Source organism: Acetivibrio mesophilus, assembly GCF_004102745.1.
GTDB classification, from domain to species: Bacteria; Bacillota; Clostridia; order Acetivibrionales; family Acetivibrionaceae; genus Hungateiclostridium; species Hungateiclostridium mesophilum.
The window spans coordinates 1-21,323 of the sequence record NZ_RLII01000012.1 but is presented as its reverse complement, the minus strand read 5'-3'; the positions used below and the strand labels follow the sequence as shown (position 1 = coordinate 21,323).

Sequence of the window (21,323 nt, the reverse complement as noted above, 5' to 3'; positions counted from 1 at the left end):
ATTACAGCTTTTCAAGAAAGTCTGTCACCCTTTTGACATACTCTTTGGGATTGGCCAGATATATTTCTTCATGCTCGGCGCCGCTTGTTTCCCAGAATGTAATTGTGGAGGAAGCGGATGCTTTGTATATTGAACGGCTGTTCTCAACCGGCACTTTGCTGTCATCCTTACTGTGGATTAGAAGTATCGGTCTTGGGTTAATAGCCTGTACGGCCTTTACCGGACTGGCCTCGTCAGGATCAATACCCGATAGGAGGAATGTTGCAAGTGTTGTGGGTTTATTAAATGGTAATGCCGGAAGTCCACTCAAGCTATTTATGTTTTGCTCAAAGTAAGTGTTTAGATCAGAATAGGGGCTTTCTGCTATTACTGCATCAACGTCATTGCTATCGGCGGTAGCCAGGATACATGTTGATGCACCCGTCGAAAAGCCCATAAGCACTATAGTTTCCGAGCCTTTGCCTTTTACGTATTGAATCGCGCCGAGCAGGTCATCCTTTTCATAAACCCCGAAGGTAGTTATATCTCCCTCGGATTCGCCGCAGTTTCTAAAATCAAAGGCAAGCACATTATATCCTTTATCAAGAAGACTTTTTATAAGATGTATGGTTTCTTCACCGAAATGCATTCTGTTTTTTCCGTATCCATGGGCAAGAATTATGGTCTTATTGCTTCCGGTTACATTAAAGTACCATCCCTTCAATGTAAGATTTCCGTTTATGTCCTTGAAAGAGACATCGTTATAGGAAGGCACAATATTGGCGGAAAAGTCCAAAATGCTTAATCTTTCAGGATGAATTAGGTTCCACCCTGCAAAAGCTGAGAGAGCCGAAATTGTCGCGGTGGAAATTAATGCTAGCAAAATAATGAGAAATATAAATTTTTTTATCAAATGACTTTTTCGGCGTGAATAAGTCAAAACGGTAATTCTCATAGACTTTTCCTCCAAAATCTTTTGCTTTTCGTCTTATGTTTAGATATCGAAAAGGATATATTATCAAGTAAGAAGATATACTGAATCATATAGGTATTGGAACACTAAACTAGGAGCATTGTGCGTATGTAGTACATCTATTATTGTTTTATTAGTATTATTAATTTATATATTCATTTACTTTTATTATATATTTTAATTATACAAAAAACAAATTTTATTTTTGAACTATAATTTTGAACTATAATTAAGAAGACATCTATTGCTTCGTTATACCTCGGAGTTTGTTCTGGAAGTAATAGATTGTTGACCTCTATGTCGCATATAAGATAGAATTATATGTAATATAAAGTTGAGAGGATGATAGAGATTAATATAGCGAAATTAATTAGCCCTGAACTGTTTAGTTGGTTTGTCCTTCCCTTGCTTATATTTTGCTCAAGAATTATCGACGTTACTATAGGAACTATCCGTATTATATTTGTTTCAAGGGGCAAGAAGCATCTAGCTCCGATTCTGGGTTTTTTTGAAGTACTGGTATGGATTGTGGCAATAAGTCAGGTCATGCAGAACCTAAGCAATTTTGTATGTTATTTTGCTTATGCAGCGGGTTTTGCAACAGGTACCTATGTGGGAATTATTATTGAAGAAAAGCTTGCTATAGGAACTCTTGTTGTAAGGACTATCGTTGATAAAAACGAATTTGAACTTAAAGAACAGCTTGCAAATTCCGGATTCGGTGTTACAGTTGTCGATGCTGAGGGTAAAAATGGTGATGTAAAAATAATTTATACAGTTATTAAACGCAAGGAATTGCAGGAAGTGATTCGAATAATAGAGGGATGCAATTCAAAAGCCTTTTATTCAATTGAGGATGCCAGAAAAGTCAGTCAGGGTATTTTTAGATCAGGCACGTCAAGTGGTGATAGGACTAGTATTTTTAACCTGTTTCGGATTCACAGAATGTCCGGACTCAACAAGAAGATGAAGTAGGATACTGTTAATACCTGATTTTAAAAGCTAGTGGGGGTGGGGAAATTGGATAATAATATTCTTCCAAAGGCATGGGAGAGTCTTCTCAGTTCATCAACTTTTATTCCGGTCATAGTGAAGACCATAGAGAGGTTTCATGATACCAGTTGGCATATGGAGCCCAACATTCATGAATGCTTTGAGATGGTATATATAAAAAGGGGCCATGCGGTTTTTGAAATAGCAGGCTACCCTGCTGAGATTGGTCCTAATGACATTATTATTATAAAGCCCAACCAGCCCCACAAATTTATTGTAAAGTCCGAATCGGGATGCGAGTTTATAGTTTTGAGCTTCAAATTTGTAAACAGGTTTGACGGTCAGTATTCCGATGTGTCGCTGGAGAACTTTTTGGATTTTGTGAGCAGCAAGGAAACAGGAGCTTTTATAACCCTAAAGGTCAGCCAGAAGAATGACATTATAGTACTTCTAAACAGGATACTCAAAGAAAAGGAGAATCCTGATATAGGAAGTGAATTAATTAACTATCTTCTGGTTATGGAGCTCTTTGTGCTTATTTCCCGTGCCTTAAAGATGGAATGGGAAAACAGCATAAAGAACAAGAGCCCAAAGCTCAAGGAGCTTATACAGGCTTCTGTGAACTATATAAACAATAATTATGAGAGGGATATTTCCCTTAAGGACATAGCACGGTATGTTTTTCTAAGCACGAGTTACTTTACCCGAGCATTTAAGGAGGAGATGGGCATAAGTCCGATAAATTACCTGTTACAAGTCAGGGTAGAAAGGGCAAAGGAGCTTCTCAAGGATACGGACAGCAGGATAAGCGACATTGCTCTGAGTGTCGGATTTTCCAATCAGCAAAGGTTCAATGATATTTTCAAAAAGTATGTAAAGCTCACACCACTTCAGTACCGAAAGAATGTACAAGTCAAAAAACATTAAAAATAGTCGGGGAATTAGGATAAATAACAGGAAGAAAATGAAATTAAGATGACTTATAATTAGTATTATTATATGGTAAGGGAGAAGAAGACATCAATGAAATTCCGCTTATCATATTTCAAAGGAGGTAGTAGATTATGGGAATGACTATGACGCAGAAAATACTTGCAGATCACGCAGGACTTGATAAGGTTGTGGCGGGCCAGCTCATAAAGGCAAAGCTTGATATGGTTTTAGGAAATGATATAACAACGCCTGTAGCTGTGAATGAATTTAAAAAGATTGGTGTCGACAAGGTGTTTGATGTAAATAAAATAGCAATTGTTCCGGATCACTTTACACCAAACAAGGACATTAAGTCCGCGGAACAGGTCAAGTATATCAGGGAGTTTGCAAAGGAAAAGGGAATAGTGAATTTCTTTGAAGTAGGACAAATGGGTGTGGAGCATGCTCTGCTTCCGGAAAAGGGACTTGTAGTACCGGGAGATGTGGTGATTGGTGCCGATTCTCATACATGTACCTATGGAGCTTTAGGAGCTTTCTCTACAGGAATAGGAAGTACGGATATGGCAGCGGGAATGGCAACCGGAGAAGCATGGTTCAAGGTGCCTGAGGCTATCAAATTTGTATTGAAAGGAAAGCCGGGAAAATGGGTAGGCGGTAAGGATGTAATTCTTCACATAATTGGCATGATAGGGGTGGATGGTGCTCTGTACCGCTCCATGGAGTTCACAGGGGATGGCGTATCCCACCTCTCAATGGATGACAGGTTTGCAATGGCAAATATGGCTATTGAGGCAGGAGGAAAGAACGGGATTTTTGAAGTTGACGAAAAAACCATTGAGTATGTAAAAGAACATTCCACAAAGCCGTACAAGGTATACAAGGCGGATGATGACGCAGAATATGTGGCCACCTATGAGATTGACCTTTCGCAGGTAAAGCCTACAGTTGCGTTTCCACACTTGCCGTCCAATACAAGAACCATTGACAATGTGGGTGACGTCAAAATCGATCAGGTGGTAATAGGTTCATGTACCAACGGAAGAATTGAGGATTTGCGAGTGGCCTCAGAAGTCCTCAAGGGCAGAAAGGTGCATGAGGATGTGAGATGTATAATCATTCCTGCCACGCAGAAAATATGGAAGCAGGCGATGAGCGAAGGACTGTTTGATATATTTATTGATGCGGGAGCTGCAGTAAGTACTCCTACCTGCGGACCATGTCTTGGAGGCCATATGGGTATTCTTGCAAAGGGAGAAAGAGCCGTGGCAACCACCAACAGAAACTTTGTAGGCAGGATGGGACATCCCGAGAGTGAGATTTATCTGGCAGGTCCGGCTATAGCGGCAGCATCGGCTGTTTTAGGTAAGATAGGTTCACCGGAGGAAATATAAGTCTAAACTATGTAGCAGAGAGTAGAATATGTTGAGATAAAGGAGCGTGGCAAAATGAAAGCACAGGGAAAAGCAATAAAATACGGCGATAATGTGGATACGGACGTAATCATACCTGCAAGGTATTTAAATACTTCAGACCCTAATGAGCTTGCAAAGCACTGCATGGAAGATATTGATACGGAATTTGTATCAAAGGTTCAAAAGGGAGATATTATGGTTGGAGGCAAAAACTTCGGATGCGGATCCTCCAGGGAGCATGCACCTATTGCCATTAAGGCATCGGGAATATCCTGCGTTATTGCCGAGACCTTTGCAAGAATTTTTTATAGGAATTCGATAAATATTGGACTTCCGATTATTGAGTGTCCTGAAGCTGCCATGGATATATCCGATGGCGATACGGTAAGTATTGATTTTGATACCGGAAAGATTGTGAATGTGACAAAGAACAAGGAATATGTGGGAGTTCCTTTCCCGGAATTTATGCAGGAAATAATAGCTGCCGACGGACTGATTGGATATATTAAGAAACAGCAGGGAAACAAGGAGGCATAATATGGGGAAGTATAATATAGCAGTACTTCCGGGGGATGGTATAGGACCGGAAGTTATTGAACAGGCGATAAAGGTAATTGAAGCTGTTGGTGAGAAATACAACCATAGTTTTGAATTAAAAGAGGGCTTGCTGGGAGGGTGTGCCATTGATTCCACTGGGGAACCCTTTCCCAAAGAGACACTAGAGCTTTGTAAGTCTTCTGATGCAGTCCTGTTAGGGGCAGTAGGAGGACCGAAGTGGGACAATCTCCCGGGAGACAAAAGGCCTGAGGCCGGTCTTCTTGGTATACGCGGAGCCTTGGGATTATATGCAAACTTAAGACCTGCGGTTATCTATCAGGCCTTAAAAGGTGCATCGCCTTTGCGTTCCGATATCGTAAAAGACGGTATTGACATAATGGTGGTAAGGGAGCTTACCGGCGGTATGTACTTCGGAGAAAGAGGAAGAGTACAGACAGAAAATATGGGTCAAGCCGCGTTTGATACAGAAAAGTACAGTGAGTTTGAGATAGAAAGAATTGCACGACTGGCGTTTGAGACAGCCATGAAGAGAAATAAAAAGCTAATGTCCGTGGATAAGGCCAATGTACTGGAGAGCTCAAGACTTTGGAGAGAAGTAGTTATAAGGGTGTCTAAGGACTATCCTGAAGTGGAGCTTAATCATATGTATGTGGACAATGCCGCTATGCAGCTGGTAAGAAATCCTGCACAGTTTGATGTTATAGTTACATCAAATATGTTTGGAGACATTCTCTCCGATGAGGCATCCATGATTACCGGATCAATAGGAATGCTTCCTTCGGCAAGTCTTGGAGAAGGTTCTTTGGGATTGTATGAACCGATACATGGTTCTGCACCGGATATAGCAGGACAGGATAAGGCAAACCCTATTGCTACGATATTGTCGGTAGCTATGATGATGAAGTACTCCTTTGGACTTGGAGAGGTTTCTGATGCTATTGAAAATGCTGTGATAAGTGTGCTTGACATGGGATACAGGACAGCGGATATTGCTTCTGCAGATACTGCTAATGTAGTTGGCACCAAGGAAATGGGCAGATTAATAATCTCAAAGTTAAAGTAAGTCTGGAAGTAACTAGAAAATTTCTTTGAACGGAGATGCTATAGTATAAAGAGTCTAAATAACTTATTTAGACCCTTTATACTATGCAAGAATTTCAATATTGGGTATATTTACCGACTAATTTTCCGATTATTGTAACTTCATTCCTGTCGAATACTTCTTTACCCAGCAGTTCACTGTCAGCCTTTAAAATGACTAAATCAGGATTTTCATGATGGGTGTAGTATCTTAAAAGGACATGAGTTTCATACAATACCAAAACGATATCGCCGTCTTTTAATTCGTAATTTCTGTTTATTACAAGCGTATCCTCGTACCTTATTCCACTTTCTAAGAGGCTGTTGTCCGGGCAATTAATTACAAAGCAATCGCTTCCTTCCTGAAACAGGCTGGAAGGGACCGGAACATAATTGATAATATTGTAGATGTTAAGCAAATCATTAACATTGCGCTGGGTTACTTTTTTAATTTGCGGTAAATATACGTGGGGTGCATATTGGGAGTTGTTATTAACAAGCTGTATGGATCTTGCCATACCTACCTCTCTTTTGATGACTCCTTTTTGCTCTAAACGGTTAAGTATTCCCTGTACTGCACCGGGCGTTTTTTCACCTACCAGTTCTCCGATTTCTCTTACGGTAGGAGGTATACCTTTGGACTTAATGAAAGACTCAATTACCATGTATACCTTTTTTTGTTTTGAGGTTAAGAAATTAAAATCTGAAGACACATTGACCATCCTTTTACACTTATATTATTTAAACACGCTGTACCATATGGTACCCTCTTTTCAAGTTATACCCTCCAAAAAAAGGAGGGAAACAAGAAAGCAATATGATTTACATAAAACATTAAAACTAGTTTAGCAAATATAAATCAATATATCAACTTTAATTAATAGAATTGCAGGCAATAATATGAAAAAATGTCGAATACGTGTTAACTTTTCGACAAAAAATTTTGCCCATATGAATAATTTTCAAATAAAAATTAAGTATTTTCTCAATAAAATTGCATATTATACCTTTAAAAACATGCAGAAAAGGCTTTTGGATAATGGAAAAGAAAATATTTAAGCTCTTAAAAAACGGCATATGCTATGCTCCGAAATTTGTCGGAAAAAAGGATATTTTGGTAGTTCAGAATAGAATATATAAGGTGGAAAACCATATAGATGAATCGGTTATTCCTGAACTTCAGATTGTAGATTGCAGTGAAAGAATAGTATGCCCCGGTTTTATTGACCAGCATATTCATATTATAGGAGGCGGTGGAGAGGAAGGGCCCGGAAGTAGAATACCCGAAATTATGCTGTCTCAATGCTTGAACGCAGGGATTACAACAGTCGTAGGAGTATTGGGGGCTGACAGCATAACCAGAAGCATATCAAACCTTTTGGCAAAGGCAAGGGCACTGGAAGAAGAAGGGCTGAATACCTATATATATACCGGAAGCTATAGAGTTCCTACAGCCACCCTTACAGAAAGTGTCATGTCCGATATAGCTTTGGTGGATAAGATTATTGGGGTTGGTGAAATAGCTGTTTCGGACCACAGGTCCTCCCACCCTTCGTTGGATGCCCTCAGGGCCATTTCCAGTGAAGCCCGAATTGGAGGGTTGATTGGGAAAAAGGCTGGAGTTGTTCATATACATGTGGGCGATGGGAAAAAGGGACTTGAGCCTGTTATTGAGTTTGTAGAGAATTCTGATTTTCCCATGGAGATGTTTGTGCCTACCCATTTAAACAGAAACAGGCCCTTGTTTTCCCAGGCAATAGAATATGCCAAGAAGGGCGGAAACGTAGACTTAACGGCAGGAGAGACCATTGAGACTGGGTATACGGTGCCGGATGCACTAAAACTTCTTTCAGATACCGGTATAAACATGGACAGGGTTACTGTGTCATCGGATGCCAATGGCAGCATTCCGGCAAAGGACGGGAATGAGCTTGGGGTTGGCAGTACAGACCAGTTTATTGATGACATAAGAAACAGTATTCTGATTAATGAATTGAGTATGGAGCAGGTCCTTAAAACCGTCACGGTGAATGTGGCAAAGGTACTGAAGCTCTATCCGAAAAAGGGTGTTATAAGACCGGGAAGCGATGCGGATATACTTGTCCTGAGAAAAGAAGGCCTTAAGATAGACAAGGTATTTGTAAACGGTGAGCAGTTTGTGGATAATGGGAGGGTGTGCAAAAAGGGACGGTATGAAAAGAAATAGCTTCGCAATGTAAAAAGCATGGGATAATGAATATCCATATTGAAACATGCAAATACTAACTTGGGTGATGTTATGGAAAGAATAAATGCTCATAAGACGAGTGCCAGAGGCAATATAGTCTTGCTGGCAATAGGATGGATTTCGGCTTTGTTATCCTTGTTCATATATCCGTTTATTTTTGGAGTTGTAGGAGTAATAACGGGTATACTGGCAACCAAAAACGGAAGCAGGGCCGGACTGCCTTTAATAGTGTCAAGTATTATCCTCATGGGTATAGGTCTTATATTCAGTGGAGTAATAATGAACTATGCCAGACGCTATCTAGGCATATAGTCCGTAATAAAAGAGCAAGGGTATAATATAAAAGCCTTGCTTTTTTATTGATGACATTTGCGACGGAATTTGAATCAAATAGTTTATTTGAAAGTATTGGAGGAAATAATGGGTGAGAAAGTAAGGGGAAATTTGATTATAATTGGCGGTGCGGAGGACAAAGTCGGAAAAAAGACTATATTAAAGCATGTTGCTGACATCGTCAGGGAAAAGAAAGGCGGCTTGGTGGTATTGACTACAGCCACCCAAAAGCCTCAAGAGGTCGGAAACAACTACAGACAAGTATTTGAAACACTCGGATTAAAGGATATTGATGTATTGAATATAAATTCGCGGAATGAGGCAAACTTGGACGAGAATGCCGACAGGATTAAAAATTCCGGAGGGATTTTCTTTACCGGAGGAGATCAGCTCAGAATAACAAGCATTCTGGGAGGGACAAAGGCATACCAAGCTCTGCATGAGGTTTATGCAAAAGGTGTGGTGATTGTTGGGACAAGCGCAGGAGCCTCTGTCATGAGCAATACAATGGTAGTAGAAGGAAAAGATAATGAGCCGGCAAGAAAATGCACAATGAAAATGGCTCCGGGACTGGGGCTTCTTGAAGAAGCTATAATTGATCAGCATTTTGATCAAAGGGGCAGAATTGGAAGACTCCTTTGCGGTGTGGCAGAGAACCCCTTTATGCTGGGAATAGGCATAGACGAGGATACAGCTATAAGAGTATATCCTGACGCCCATTTTGAAGTATTGGGAAGTAATGCCGTCACAGTGATTGACGGCAGCACTATAAAGAGCTCTAATGTATCTGAGTTGAATCCTGATGAGATACTGGCAATTTCCGGAGTAACGATGCATGTTTTGCCCTGTGGCTATGGATTTGATATGAAAAAAAGAGAAGTAATACGTGTTGCTAATAGAAAAATTTAATTGCGTGTTTATTTAGGAGGAAGGAAAGTGCAAATACAAAGTATTCAGTGCTTTACAGGAAGAAATATTCACAGTCATAAGCCAGTTATTAAGATAACGTTGGATATAGGGGAATTGTACAAATCACCTACAAAGGACTTGGGAAATTTCAACGACAGACTCCTTGCTTTGTTTCCCGGATTAAAAAAGCATTATTGCTCCTTGGGATTTGAGGGTGGATTTGTAGAACGCCTGAAGGAAGAAACATATATCGGTCATGTGACGGAGCATTTGATTATAGAGCTTCAAAATATATTGGGATATGAGGTAAATTACGGCAAAACACGGGTTGTTGAGGAACCATCACTGTACGACGTAGTGTTTGAATATAAAAACGAAAAGTGTGCGGTTGAGTGTGCAAGGTCGGCAGTAAACATTGTTTCAAGGCTGACAGACAACAAAGAGGTTGATACTGAACCAATTATAAATAATTTAAGGTCTATTGCAGTGGAGACGGAGATGGGGCCGAGTACAAAAGCTATTTATGAAGAGGCCCAAAAGAGGGGAATACCTGTTATGAGGATAGGAAACGGCAGTATTCTAAGGCTGGGATACGGCAAATATTCTCGGGTCATTCAGGCTTCTTTGACGGACCTTCCGAGCTGTATCAATGTTGATATAGCAGGAAATAAGCAGCTCACAAAACGTCTTTTGATGGAAAGCAAAATTCCTGTCCCGGACGGAGATACGGCTTATAGCTTTGAAGGTGCTTTGCAAATAGCACGAGAGATAGGATTCCCGGTTGTAATAAAGCCGGTGGACAGCAATCAGGGGAAAGGAGTTACTCTGAATGTCAAAAATGAACAGGAGATAGAGACTGCGTATAATGAAGCTAAAAAATATTCAAGAGTGATACTGGTGGAGAAATATGTAAAAGGTAAAGACTACCGAGTTCTGGTAATTGGAAATAGGGTTGCGGCAGTTTCCGAAAGAAGACCTCCTTTTATACTGGGGGATGGCATCCATACGGTGAAGGAGCTTATTGAAATTGAGAATTCCAGTAACTTAAGAGGAGATGATCATGAGAGACCTCTTACAAAAATCAAATTGGATGCTGCAGCACTAAAGGTTTTGAAGGATCAGGATATCGACAAGGATCACATTCCTCCTTTCGGCGAAAGAATATATCTAAGATACAATGGAAACCTCAGCACAGGAGGGACTGCTAGAGAATGCACCGATGAGATACATCCATATAATGCAGATATAGCAGTTAGAGCGGCCCAAATTATCGGGCTTGATATCGCAGGAGTGGATATAACTACTGAAGATATATCCACTCCAATATATGACAATGATGGTGCTGTAATTGAAATAAACGCGGCACCAGGACTTAGGATGCATATGTTCCCATCGGAGGGAAAGGCTAAAAATGTAGCGGGAGATATACTGGATATGATGTTTCCGGAAACATATCCCCACTCAATTCCCATTGTATCGGTTACGGGGACCAACGGAAAGACAACCACTACGCGGTTGATCAGGCATACTCTTACTTGTTTGGGAAAAAAGGTCGGAATGACATCTACCAGCGGTGTGTATATTGGCGATGAGTGTGTGCTAAGGGGAGACAACACAGGACCGACAAGTGCTGGAATGGTATTGTCATCGAAAGAAGTTGAAGTTGCGGTGTTGGAGACTGCGAGAGGAGGAATTGTAAGAAAAGGCCTCGGATATGACCTTGCCGATGTAGGAGTTATAACTAATATCGCAGAAGATCATATTGGCATTGATGGAATGAATACTCTTGAGGATCTGGCATTTGCAAAATCGTTGGTAATTGAGGCGGTGAAGTCTGAAGGATATTCTGTATTGAATGCCGATGACAGGTTCGTACGGTATTTTATGGAGAGAGCAAAAAGTGATATTATCTTATTTTCGAAGAAAAGCAATAATCCCATTGTCCGGGAGCATATGCAAAAAGGCAAAAAGGCGTTGTATGTAGAGGAAGATTCAATTTTTATTTTCAATGGTAAAAGTTCCATGGCCCTTATGAATGTCAGTGAAATTCCCATAACCTACGGAGGAATAGTTGAATGCAATATTGAAAACTCCCTTGCAGCCGCTTCTGCATTGTATGGCTTAAACCTTTCTGTTGAGTCCATTCGGGAGGGGCTGGCAACCTTTAGACCGGATGTGGAATCAAATCCGGGAAGATTTAATATTATGGATATGGGCAATTTCAAGGTAATGCTTGATTACAGCCATAACCCGGCAGGATACAGTGAGGTCATGAAGTTTTTGGACAGAATTGATGCAAAAAGGCTTGTGGGAATTATAGGCATGCCAGGTGACAGGGATGATTCCAGCATATACAAGGCAGGAGAAATATGCAGTAAGTATTTCTCTAAAATTTATATAAAGGAAGATAATGATCTAAGAGGAAGAGAGCCGGGAGAGGTGGCTGCAATTTTCTACGATGCAGTTATTAGCAATGGAAGCAAAAAGGAAAATGTAGAAATAGTCTATTCTGAAGATAGAGCTCTTGAAAAGGCAATTATGGATGCAGAGCCCGGAGATTTTATAGTTATGTTTTATGAAGACTTTGAAAGATCGGTAGAGGTAGTGGAACGGATTCGCAATGAGCTTGCAGAGAATACTGTGACCACTGGGGCCGTAATTCAGAGCGTGGGATAAAAGGTTTTGTCCTTTTTCTATTTATGAAGTATAATGTTATAAAGAAAAGTAATGAAAGGATAAACAACTGCTAAATTACAATAAATAGAAAGAGGTATTGCCATGATAGATAAAGAACGTATAAAAGCAGCCGTGAGGGAAATATTGATTGGAATCGGAGAAGATCCCGACCGCGAAGGGGTGCTGGAGACTCCGGACCGGGTGGCAAGGATGTGTGAAGAAATATTTGCCGGACTTCATCAGGATCCAAAGTCGGTGGTAAAGGTGTTTCAGGAGGAAAGTCATGAGGAGATGGTAATGGTGAAGGATATTCCCATCTACTCGGTTTGCGAGCATCATCTTCTTCCCTTTGTAGGAGTGGCACATGTGGTTTATATTCCGAAGAAGGGCAGAATTATGGGACTTAGCAAGCTTGCCAGAATAGTTGACCTTATCGCCAAGAAGCCGCAGCTTCAGGAGAGACTTGGCAGCGAAGTTGCCAATGTAATAATGGAGTCTATAAATCCTTTGGGAGTGGCAGTGGTGGTAGAGGCTGAACACTTATGCATGACGATGAGGGGAATAAAAAAGCCCGGTTCAAAAACTGTAACTTCGGCACTTAGGGGTATTATTAAGACTGATGCCCGAACCAGGGCAGAGGTTATGGCTCTCATAAACGGAAGATGAGTCAAAGGGGAGGTTTCCTCTTTGCTCATCCATGTATTTTTCAATAAAGATTTTACATTGCTTTTAGATATTGAAAAATATATGCATTGTTCTATATGCTGTGAAAATTATTAGTGGGAGGTCTGTTATGTGGGCTTTTATACTAGTCGGGGTGCTATTTATTGCTATGGGGCTGGCGATTCACGTATTTAAGTGGCATTTTCTAATCTCGGGCTATAACACTATGCCCAAAAAGAAAAAGGCAAATGTAGATACAGAAGGTCTTGGACGCCTGATAGGTATATACTCCTATGTCAACGGTGGTATATCTATTGCAGCCGGTGTGTTTTATGTTTTGGGGCTAGAAATAATCTTGCTTCCGGTTATTGTGTTTTTTATCATCTCAACAGTTTATTTGTTGATTAAGGCTCAAAAGTATGACGGGAATATTTATGACGAGAATGGAAAGCTTAGAAAGGGTGCATGGAAGCAACTTGTGCTGCCTGGGGTTATTTGTGTTGTGACATTAATCTTTGTTTCTATTGTAATGTATTTTTCATTTCAGCCAACAAAGGTAAGTTTTCTTGAAGAAGGTATACAAATCCATGGTATGTATGGGGAAGCTTACACATGGCAATCCATTGAGAATGTCAGTCTGAAGGAAGAATTGCCAACTATTGAAGTACGTACTAATGGGTCAGCTCTAGGTTCAAAATTAAAGGGGCATTTTAGGACGAAAGAACTGGGTTCAGTGAAATTGCTTGTTAATACCAAAAATCCTCCCTTCATTTATATTGAAACCGATGACGGTGTTACTATTTTTAATATGAATGACAGAGACGAAACCCAGGAGATTTTCAGGGAAATTTTAAAGCAAATAGAATAAGTGGGGGAGTATAACGCCGGCTTTGCCCGAAGCGCTAAATGAACATTACGGTCCTTTGTTGAAGAACCGCCATTGCACAAGGATTCGGGCATCGCTCAGAGTAATTCAAAGCTTTATACAAGATCGTTCTTAACAGCAAGGATGCCTAATTGAGTCCTATCCTTAAGATCAAGTTTTTTTAGAATCCCGGAAACTATATTTCTTACACTCCCCTCGGTGAGATGGACAATTTGGGCCATCTCATTTGTGCTCTTGCCATCAACAATAAGTCTTATGATACTTAGCTCTCTATCGGATAAGTATACTTTTAAACCCTTATTTTCAATTATTGATATCTTCGAACAAGAATTTGCCTTCTTCACAACATTGTTATATGTGTCCTTGTGCATAACTCCCAACCCGGCAGCTACACCTTTGACGGTTAGAATAAGTTTCTCTTGATCTATATCTTTTAGTATATATCCATCAGCCCCATAATTTAATGCGCTCTGTATTTTTTCATCATCATTAAATACTGTTAGGATGATAACTTTTGTATTTTTGCACTGGGTTTTTATTAGCCGGGTTCCTTCTACTCCATCACATATTGGCATCTCCACATCCATTAATACTACATGGGGAAGAAACTGCTCGCATAGTTTTAAAGCTGCTCTACCGTTTCCCGCACATCCGACAACTCTAATTTCTTTATCCTGCTCAAGAAGCTTTTTAATCCCTTCCCTAAATATTGGTTGGTCGTCAACTAACACAACTTTTATCATATACACTCACGCTCCCCTGTTCGGATTTTTCTATGGGTATTTCAACATGAATGTTGAAGCCATTCTGATCGCCGGAACCAAATTTAATTTCTCCTTTGAGTTTTTGAACCCTTTGCTTCATTCCCTGAAGGCCAAATCCTTTTCCTTCAGATTTTCTCTTACATCCTATTCCATCATCAAAAATAAAAAGCTTTATGCAACTATCGGTAAATTTAATTATTATGGTGGCTTTGGTTGCTCTTCCGTGTTTAACCGAATTTGTAAGGGCTTCTTGGCAGATTCTGTATATTGTTTCTTTGTACTCTGTATCTACACTTTTGTCAAACTTATTTACCGAAAGCTCGACCTTCATTCCCAAACACTCGAAATCATTGATAAGCTTTTCTAAAGCATCAAATAAATTATTTTGCTCCAACTTCTCCGGAACTAAACCTGAAATTGACCGCCTTACCTCATTTAAACCTTGTCCGGTAATTTTAATTGCATTCTTCAGATTTTCTTCAGTTTCTTTAATGTCTTTTTTGCACGACATCAAACTTAACTGCAGGAGTGTTATTAGTATGCTAAGGGTTTGACCGAGAGTATCATGTACGTCTCTGGCTAAACGATTTCGTTCCCTTAGAACTGCAATTTCCTCTACGGTAGATGCATACTCCTTTAACTTTTCATTGGCATTTTTAAGCTCTCTGTTCGAATTTTCAGTTATTCTATTCTTTGAATACATCATAAAAGCTATTACTAGACTGGCCATACTAAAGAAAAAAAACAAAAATACATAACTTATTATGCTGTAGGTAATTTCACTGGCAGGAATTGTATTGATAATTTTCCACGGAAGTTCTTCAAGCTGGTATACAATGCATTTACTTTTCTGTCCGGATATTTTTGATATAAAGCTTCTTTTACTATAATTATTGATTGCATTATTAAGGTTATTATCTTGGATACTATGTCCAAGGTACTTATTATCTGGAGTAGCTATGATTTTATTTTCAGCATCCAGTATCATAAAATACCCATTATTAGCTATCTTTACATCTTTAACTAATTTGGATAGTTTAAACAATTCAATATCAAGCCCTATTACACCTATAGGATTATTATATTTATCTACTACCTTCTTCAAGCAGCTGATGACGTCATCATTGGTAAAATCACTTTTATGTGAAACCCAGGTAAATGGTGTCTTTGCCTCCAATGCTTTTTTAAACCAGCTTTTATCAGTTAAATCAGTATTAGAGTCGATAAACTTGTATGAAATGACTTCCTTGTCCATTGGAACATAGTATATATTACTTATTCTAGAATCAGGAACAATAACCGATTCAAACAATGACAATATATCAGCCCGCAAAAATCTATCCTTTTCTTCATACATAGACAAATCTTTGTTTTGAGACAAAATATTGATTATGTTTTCCGGATATCTGAAAAAATCTTCTACAACTGCCAGCTGTTGAGTCATGCTTTGTTCTAAAAGAACTTCAAACCTATTGTTAGTTATTATTATTGAAATAAAGACGAAAGCCACATTCAATAGAATAAATAACAGCACTATTAAATTTCTAATTAATAAACTATTATTGGCTTCAATAAATTTTTTCATTATATTCCCCTATTGAGTTACTCTATTCGGTTTTTTTTAAGCAATTATTGATTGACTATTTTTTTGTACTGTCTTTTTTTTCTATATAGGCATTTCTAAAATAAATTTCTGCTAAAGGTGTTTTTAAATAATCTTTTACATAAGGCTGAACATAATAAGCGTCCTTATCAAAAAATAGAGGAATCACAGTGTAAGAGTCCATTAATGTTTTTTCCGCCTCATGCAAAAGTTCAATTCTAATAGTATTATCAGCGGTTTGGGTCGAGCTATTTACAAAATCGTAATACTGAGATGGAAGTAAACCTTTAAAGGCATTCTCACTAGCCAAAAACCCTAAAAAGTTTATTGGATCAGCAAGGTCTGCAATCCAGCTATTGATTATAATGTCAAATTCTTGATTGTCCTTTTTTTGAGCGAATAATACATCTTTACATACATCCAGTTCTACATTAATTCCAAGATTATTTTCCCAAGATTCTTCAATATAACTAGATAAAATGGAGCCTCTAGTTAGTATTACAATTGTTGGGAATTTACTTAAATCGTCATATCCAGCTTCCCTAAGCAGTTTTTTGGCCTTATTTACATTCTCCTCAGTAAACTCTTTGCTCATATATTCTCCACCCATCGACCTGAAATCGCTACCTGGCTCTACATCGGGTATGCCATGGGGAACAAATCCTGTAGCTACTTCTTCAGTTCTTTCACGTTGTTTCACAATGTGGTTTCTGTTAAGGGCAAGTTCTAAAGCTTGTCTAACCCTTATATCGTTAAAAGGCTCTTTTTTGGAATTAATACATAGGTAAGTAGTTGTCAGCGAATTATCGACATTCACGTTATTCTTTTTTGAGGCAATTTCATCTGCAATGTTCACTATTTTTGGAATTACATACCCAAAGTCTATCTTTCCTTCGGTATATCTTGTCCATATTGCTTCATCCTCAATTCTTTCTATAAGAAATTTAATGGAATTAAGTTTTACACTATCCCTATCCCAATAATGGGGATTTTTTTTTGCTTTAATCTGCTTATTTTCTTCCCACTCCTCTAAGCAGAAAGGTCCATTACTCACCATCATATATGGCTTTCTATACCATGAGTTTGGGTCTTCTTCGATGATATCCTGTCTTACGGGGTAATAAGTATGGTAATTAAGTATTTCCAGAAAGTATGGTGTGGGATTTTGGAGTGTAACTTCGAGAGTATAGTCGTCTATAGCCTTAACTCCCACATCATCTTTTTGGCATTTATTCTTATTGTAAGCTTCAGCGTTCCTAAGATAATACATCATAAATACAATAGCAGAATCTTTGCTAGGGTCTAAAGCCCGTTTCCATGCATACTCAAAATCATATGCTGTAACAGGTTTGCCATCACTCCAAAGGGCATTTCTCCTTAGTTTAAATGTATACATCAAGCCATCCTGAGATATTTTCCAACTTTCCGCTATACCTGGTTCAATTGAACCGTCAAGATCCTTTCTTACAAGTCCCTCCCATAGATTACAAGCTATATATTGCTCATTCAGCAACCGTAGGAATGCGGGATCTAGAGTTGTGACTCCATGCTGTACTGCTACCACCAGATTCTGTTCGTCTTTAACTTCTTGTGAGCATCCTGAAGTTAAAGCTGTGATTAGCAAAATAAGAATTATGACATTTTTCCTCACTATAGTATTAATATTATGGTTTTTCATACGTTTCCCCCAGAAATCGCCTTTTTTAATAATATAATACCATATTTTAAGTCAAATGCAATTTATTTTACATTTTTATTGCCTTTTTGAGAAGATTTAGATTATGACATCTGTAATATCCGGACAAAAGCGTATGACAAGTGTAATGATTCTGATGACAATAAACATGTTGTTTATAATTTTAAATATTATATACTGAAATTGTAAAACATCTCTGCAAATCATAGGAATAAAATCAAAATAAATTTAACTTTAAATATAATTTGACTAAAAGTCCGCACTTGAATAATCGCATATAAATTTGAAAATTTAGTATTTTGGAAAGTGTAATTAACAGAAAGGGGGGATTAAGAAAAAGTACTGATGTTCTATCTATTTGAAAGATTAGATTGACTGGAAGGGGGGGGAGTTTGTACGAGGAAATAGGGGAGTGTAGTTTTTAATTGACTTTACTTTATTTTGGTATTAGAGAGCGATAAAAATAACAGAAGAGACGGAGATTATATAATTACAGATATCAATGTTCATAAGGTTTACAATGCTTAGAATGGATCAACAGGCTGATTGGCAGTTTATACATCTTATTGGGATGAGTCCATTTCTATAATTCGCAGACGGGCAAGTAGATATTATTCGATAAGTACGTTTTTTATGAAAATCAGAGGCGATAAATTATAAAGAAATGGGGGGCACAAAATGAAGTATAAAGTAAGATTATGTTCTTTGTGTACCATTATAACGGTACTGTCAATACTATTATCAATATTACCTTTAAATACTTTTGCAGCAAGTGTGTCGGTGAGCATGACATCACCATCTGCCGGCAGTACCTATACAGTAGGTCAAAGTGTTACACTATCTGCAAGAGTATCGGGAACCGGATACAAAACCACCAAGTTTTTTGTAAAAACATCACCGAGTCAAGCCGGACAAGTATATGGAAATAACCCGAAGACCGGAAGTACACCGTCGGATACATGGAATACAACCGGAAGTGCAGCGGCAACATATTATATCTATGCAGTAGTATATGATGCCAAGGGAAATGAACTTGCTCGAGATAGTAGGACAATAAAGCTAACTGCACCAAATGCAAAAGTAACAATAACTGCACCAGTCAATAACAGTAGCTATACAGTTGGAGATAAAGTAACGTTGTCTGCAAGTGTAACGGGAAGCGGCTATAGTACAACTAAGTTTTATGTAAAAACATCATTGGATGAAAAGGATCATATATATGGCAATTATCCACATAGCGGAAGTGAACCTTTGGAAGTTTGGAATACGACTGGGGTTGAAGCAGGAACATACTATGTTTGGGCAGTGGTTTATGATGCTAATGGTAATATACTGGATAAGCAATACAGTGCATTTACACTGAATCCTCCTGAGTCTATAAAAATAGAAATAGGCGAACCTTCTGAGTATATGACTAAAAATGGCCCGATAACATATATAGTTAGCAGTAATAAAGAAATAGAAATAGATGAATCAAATATTGAACTGAAAAAAGAAGGAAATGCAGATGGTTCGATACTTGTTAACAAAATTGATAGTACGTCATGGGAAGTAATTGTGTCGGAAATAAGTGGTGTTGGATGGTTGGGTATTACTGTAAGTATAGAAGGAGATTCTGGAGAGAGAATTATTGAATATGGAGCAAAATTCCAAGTAGATAACGCGACGCCAGATGAAGGAGTTAAGCTTTCAGGTTATATATCAACTGATTTCCGTTTTTCATCTGAAGCAGCTCCATATATAAAATCAGGTTTCATAGTAGAATTAATCCCTCAGACTTCCATTATGGAGAATATCCTGCAAGCCGAAACTGATGAAAGTGGATACTTTGAGATTAAAGACATTCCTTTGCTTGATGAAGGATACAGAATGGAAATCAAGAAGAATTATTACATGAGTAGATATATTAATAATTTAGTATTAACGGAAGATACGGAAATATCAAGCCAGGAGTCTCCAATTATCCTTTGGGCGGGTGATTTCAATGGAGACAATGCTATAAATATGCAGGATGTATTCCAGGTACTAAAAGTGATGAATTCCTATAGAGGAGATGATAAGTATATTGAGGAATACGACCTAGACAAAGATAACGCTATAAATATGAAGGATCTTATGATTATTGTAGTAAATTTCAATTCAACACCGGATGACTATGAACAACAATAATACTATAATCAGGGATGCTAAATAGATCTTTTTAATATATAAACTGGAATGGGCTGGAAATCAAGGCTTATTCCAGTTTTTGTTTTAGCCTCTTGGAGTGAAATGAAAGAGGCAAAAGCGAAGGGACTCGATGTTCCGAGCTTTTATTATTTCTCTTGCAATACTTATGAACGCGGTTTTCCAAAAAGCACCACTTGCTTTATTGGCCTTTTCTTGATGGATACCCTACGTAAAGGCTCTGAGTGGTATATTTGTCCAGGGTGTTGCATAATACTTTCCAAATAGTATGTTTTGAGTTAAAATGTTGAGGAAGGAAGATTAAAGGAGGAGTAAGATCGCCAAAAGTTATGAGCAAAAGCGATTTTCAAGATAGAGAGGGGTCGTGAAGGTGTCTAAATTCGAGATTCTAATGGATGAACCCAAAAAAGGAAAGATAAGAATAAAGCAAGGTCTGGCGGACAGAGTAAATTATACTTTTGGTTTTATCATATTGGTTATAATCTCAATTGCATTTTTAGTTTTTGGGTTTATACAATTATTTGTAGATGGAACTAATGGAATTGAGGAAATTATTCATATATCTTCCAAACAAATATTATATACCGTTTTTTTAACTATTATTTATTCTCACTTCATTACCATTTTATTTTTAGAATTATATAATTCAAAAGATTCGCTTAAAAAAGTAATTTACGGTGGTGAAATATATGAATTTAATAGAGAGAAGAATGTATTATTAATAAACAATAGAGAAGAATTTTCATTGGATGATATAAAGAGAATACATTTAAGAACTTTTCACTTAAGCTCAGAGAATGATTTGTACAGGTTATATATAAAAACCTCTAATGGAGGCAAAAAGTTTATTTGTCAGTACGAAAACTATGAAGATATCCATGCGTTAGCAATGTTCATTAGTAGGTACTTGACTATTCCCATTACAATAAAATAGAACTGCCAAGACAGGATTATTACTTTAAAATCAATTATGGGGGTTGCGCAAATATGAGTGATATTGGAGGTTTTACCAATCCATTTTTCGGTCCTAAATATGAGCTGATAGAAAAAAGCGAAGATATAAGAGAAATAAAAATCATAAAACTAACTTCGTTTAAGGAGATTATTGGAATTTTTCTAGTCGGAGTTTTTATGTCATTTATCTTTAAATATTTTCTGAATATGAATTCTCAAATCTTTGACAGAAAAATAACATATATAGTTTTAGTAATCAGTTGTGTGTTAATTAATATTGCATTGAGTACATTATTCAGGGTTCTTAGAAAAAACAGTATAATACTCAAACATGATTCGTTTATACTTGATAAAAATATTGATTTATTTTATTTGACTTGTGCAGTAAAATGTAAAACTTTATGCAGCGACCCCTAATTTGGCAACTACATCATCAAGACTTACCCCTTTTTCTGCACAAGAGTATGCAAACTTGGCAATACAGACCATATATTGTT

The 21,323-nt window shown here is 38.0% G+C and carries 19 protein-coding genes; 14 read left to right on the top strand and 5 right to left on the bottom strand.

Annotated elements, in window-relative coordinates:
* Position 1 precedes the first annotated feature (1 nt).
* Complete coding sequence (locus EFD62_RS10090; RefSeq protein ID WP_128706063.1) at positions 2-934, bottom strand: alpha/beta hydrolase; 933 nt, start codon at positions 932-934, stop codon at positions 2-4.
* A 360-nt stretch (positions 935-1,294) separates the two neighbouring features.
* Between EFD62_RS10090 and EFD62_RS10085 the strand changes: the two genes are divergently transcribed.
* The 5 genes from EFD62_RS10085 (at position 1,295) to leuB (ending at position 5,911) form a co-directional block, all read left to right on the top strand.
* Entirely contained in the window at positions 1,295-1,927 is a 633-nt protein-coding gene (locus EFD62_RS10085; protein WP_069195589.1) for a DUF2179 domain-containing protein, read from the top strand.
* Between the two features lie 45 nt (positions 1,928-1,972).
* Positions 1,973-2,872 carry an AraC family transcriptional regulator gene (locus EFD62_RS10080; RefSeq protein ID WP_069195590.1) on the top strand — a complete coding sequence of 300 codons (900 nt, stop codon included), beginning with the start codon at positions 1,973-1,975 and terminating at the stop codon, positions 2,870-2,872.
* Positions 2,873-3,009: 137 nt separating this feature from the next.
* Positions 3,010-4,269 (top strand): 3-isopropylmalate dehydratase large subunit, encoded by a 1,260-nt coding sequence (gene leuC / locus EFD62_RS10075; RefSeq protein WP_128706062.1) that lies wholly within the window; start codon positions 3,010-3,012, stop codon positions 4,267-4,269.
* Positions 4,270-4,323: 54 nt separating this feature from the next.
* Positions 4,324-4,827 carry a 3-isopropylmalate dehydratase small subunit gene (gene leuD / locus EFD62_RS10070; protein WP_069195592.1) on the top strand — a complete coding sequence of 168 codons (504 nt, stop codon included), beginning with the start codon at positions 4,324-4,326 and terminating at the stop codon, positions 4,825-4,827.
* Position 4,828: 1 nt separating this feature from the next.
* Entirely contained in the window at positions 4,829-5,911 is a 1,083-nt protein-coding gene (gene leuB, locus EFD62_RS10065) for a 3-isopropylmalate dehydrogenase (protein ID WP_069195593.1), read from the top strand.
* 94 nt (positions 5,912-6,005) lie between these two features.
* On the opposite strand, the gene EFD62_RS10060 is transcribed toward leuB, so the two are convergent.
* A complete protein-coding gene (locus EFD62_RS10060) occupies positions 6,006-6,650 on the bottom strand; it encodes a LexA family protein (RefSeq protein ID WP_235832629.1) in 645 nt (214 codons plus the stop codon).
* 317 nt (positions 6,651-6,967) lie between these two features.
* Between EFD62_RS10060 and iadA the strand changes: the two genes are divergently transcribed.
* From iadA to EFD62_RS10030, 6 genes are all read left to right on the top strand, one after another.
* On the top strand, positions 6,968-8,134 hold the full coding sequence (iadA, locus tag EFD62_RS10055) for a beta-aspartyl-peptidase (RefSeq protein WP_128706061.1): 1,167 nt from the start codon (positions 6,968-6,970) through the stop codon (positions 8,132-8,134).
* Positions 8,135-8,170: 36 nt separating this feature from the next.
* Positions 8,171-8,467, top strand: coding sequence for a hypothetical protein (locus tag EFD62_RS10050; RefSeq protein ID WP_069195595.1), 297 nt, complete (start codon positions 8,171-8,173; stop codon positions 8,465-8,467).
* 108 nt (positions 8,468-8,575) lie between these two features.
* On the top strand, positions 8,576-9,397 hold the full coding sequence (locus EFD62_RS10045; RefSeq protein ID WP_128706060.1) for a cyanophycinase: 822 nt from the start codon (positions 8,576-8,578) through the stop codon (positions 9,395-9,397).
* A gap of 27 nt (positions 9,398-9,424) precedes the next feature.
* Entirely contained in the window at positions 9,425-12,073 is a 2,649-nt protein-coding gene (cphA, locus tag EFD62_RS10040) for a cyanophycin synthetase (RefSeq protein ID WP_069195597.1), read from the top strand.
* A gap of 102 nt (positions 12,074-12,175) precedes the next feature.
* Positions 12,176-12,739, top strand: coding sequence for a GTP cyclohydrolase I FolE (gene folE / locus EFD62_RS10035; protein WP_069195598.1), 564 nt, complete (start codon positions 12,176-12,178; stop codon positions 12,737-12,739).
* Positions 12,740-12,866: 127 nt separating this feature from the next.
* Positions 12,867-13,604: a DUF3784 domain-containing protein gene (locus EFD62_RS10030; protein ID WP_069195599.1), complete on the top strand. Its 738-nt coding sequence runs from the start codon at positions 12,867-12,869 to the stop codon at positions 13,602-13,604.
* A 113-nt stretch (positions 13,605-13,717) separates the two neighbouring features.
* On the opposite strand, the gene EFD62_RS10025 is transcribed toward EFD62_RS10030, so the two are convergent.
* From EFD62_RS10025 to EFD62_RS10015, 3 genes are read right to left on the bottom strand one after another with little or no spacing between them, the layout of a single operon-like run.
* On the bottom strand, positions 13,718-14,365 hold the full coding sequence (locus EFD62_RS10025) for a response regulator transcription factor (RefSeq protein ID WP_069195600.1): 648 nt from the start codon (positions 14,363-14,365) through the stop codon (positions 13,718-13,720).
* The gene (locus EFD62_RS10020; RefSeq protein WP_069195601.1) at positions 14,343-15,971 is read right to left on the bottom strand and encodes a sensor histidine kinase; all 1,629 of its coding nucleotides are present in this window, start codon (positions 15,969-15,971) and stop codon (positions 14,343-14,345) included. The genes EFD62_RS10025 and EFD62_RS10020 overlap by 23 nt, the downstream gene beginning before the upstream one ends.
* A 55-nt stretch (positions 15,972-16,026) precedes the next feature.
* A complete protein-coding gene (locus EFD62_RS10015; RefSeq protein ID WP_069195602.1) occupies positions 16,027-17,667 on the bottom strand; it encodes a peptide ABC transporter substrate-binding protein in 1,641 nt (546 codons plus the stop codon).
* 696 nt (positions 17,668-18,363) lie between these two features.
* On the opposite strand from EFD62_RS10015, the gene EFD62_RS10010 reads away from it, so the two are divergent.
* The 3 genes from EFD62_RS10010 to EFD62_RS10000 all read left to right on the top strand — a co-directional run bounded on the left by EFD62_RS10010 (position 18,364) and on the right by EFD62_RS10000 (position 21,243).
* Complete coding sequence (locus EFD62_RS10010; RefSeq protein WP_069195603.1) at positions 18,364-19,854, top strand: Ig-like domain-containing protein; 1,491 nt, start codon at positions 18,364-18,366, stop codon at positions 19,852-19,854.
* A gap of 388 nt (positions 19,855-20,242) precedes the next feature.
* Complete coding sequence (locus EFD62_RS10005; RefSeq protein WP_069195604.1) at positions 20,243-20,806, top strand: hypothetical protein; 564 nt, start codon at positions 20,243-20,245, stop codon at positions 20,804-20,806.
* Positions 20,807-20,859: 53 nt separating this feature from the next.
* Positions 20,860-21,243 carry a hypothetical protein gene (locus tag EFD62_RS10000; protein WP_128706059.1) on the top strand — a complete coding sequence of 128 codons (384 nt, stop codon included), beginning with the start codon at positions 20,860-20,862 and terminating at the stop codon, positions 21,241-21,243.
* The last annotated feature ends 80 nt before the right edge of the window (positions 21,244-21,323 follow it).

What these genes read in the sequence shown, in the direction of transcription:
- EFD62_RS10090 (WP_128706063.1), bottom strand. Translation starts at nt 934, where the DNA reads ATGAGAATTACCGTTTTGACTTATTCACGCCGAAAAAGTCATTTGATA.
- EFD62_RS10085 (WP_069195589.1), top strand. Translation starts at nt 1,295, where the DNA reads ATGATAGAGATTAATATAGCGAAATTAATTAGCCCTGAACTGTTTAGT.
- leuC (WP_128706062.1), top strand. Translation starts at nt 3,010, where the DNA reads ATGGGAATGACTATGACGCAGAAAATACTTGCAGATCACGCAGGACTT.
- leuD (WP_069195592.1), top strand. Translation starts at nt 4,324, where the DNA reads ATGAAAGCACAGGGAAAAGCAATAAAATACGGCGATAATGTGGATACG.
- leuB (WP_069195593.1), top strand. Translation starts at nt 4,829, where the DNA reads ATGGGGAAGTATAATATAGCAGTACTTCCGGGGGATGGTATAGGACCG.
- EFD62_RS10060 (WP_235832629.1), bottom strand. Translation starts at nt 6,650, where the DNA reads ATGGTCAATGTGTCTTCAGATTTTAATTTCTTAACCTCAAAACAAAAA.
- iadA (WP_128706061.1), top strand. Translation starts at nt 6,968, where the DNA reads ATGGAAAAGAAAATATTTAAGCTCTTAAAAAACGGCATATGCTATGCT.
- EFD62_RS10045 (WP_128706060.1), top strand. Translation starts at nt 8,576, where the DNA reads ATGGGTGAGAAAGTAAGGGGAAATTTGATTATAATTGGCGGTGCGGAG.
- folE (WP_069195598.1), top strand. Translation starts at nt 12,176, where the DNA reads ATGATAGATAAAGAACGTATAAAAGCAGCCGTGAGGGAAATATTGATT.
- EFD62_RS10030 (WP_069195599.1), top strand. Translation starts at nt 12,867, where the DNA reads ATGTGGGCTTTTATACTAGTCGGGGTGCTATTTATTGCTATGGGGCTG.
- EFD62_RS10025 (WP_069195600.1), bottom strand. Translation starts at nt 14,365, where the DNA reads ATGATAAAAGTTGTGTTAGTTGACGACCAACCAATATTTAGGGAAGGG.
- EFD62_RS10020 (WP_069195601.1), bottom strand. Translation starts at nt 15,971, where the DNA reads ATGAAAAAATTTATTGAAGCCAATAATAGTTTATTAATTAGAAATTTA.
- EFD62_RS10015 (WP_069195602.1), bottom strand. Translation starts at nt 17,667, where the DNA reads ATGAAAAACCATAATATTAATACTATAGTGAGGAAAAATGTCATAATT.
- EFD62_RS10010 (WP_069195603.1), top strand. Translation starts at nt 18,364, where the DNA reads ATGAAGTATAAAGTAAGATTATGTTCTTTGTGTACCATTATAACGGTA.
- EFD62_RS10000 (WP_128706059.1), top strand. Translation starts at nt 20,860, where the DNA reads ATGAGTGATATTGGAGGTTTTACCAATCCATTTTTCGGTCCTAAATAT.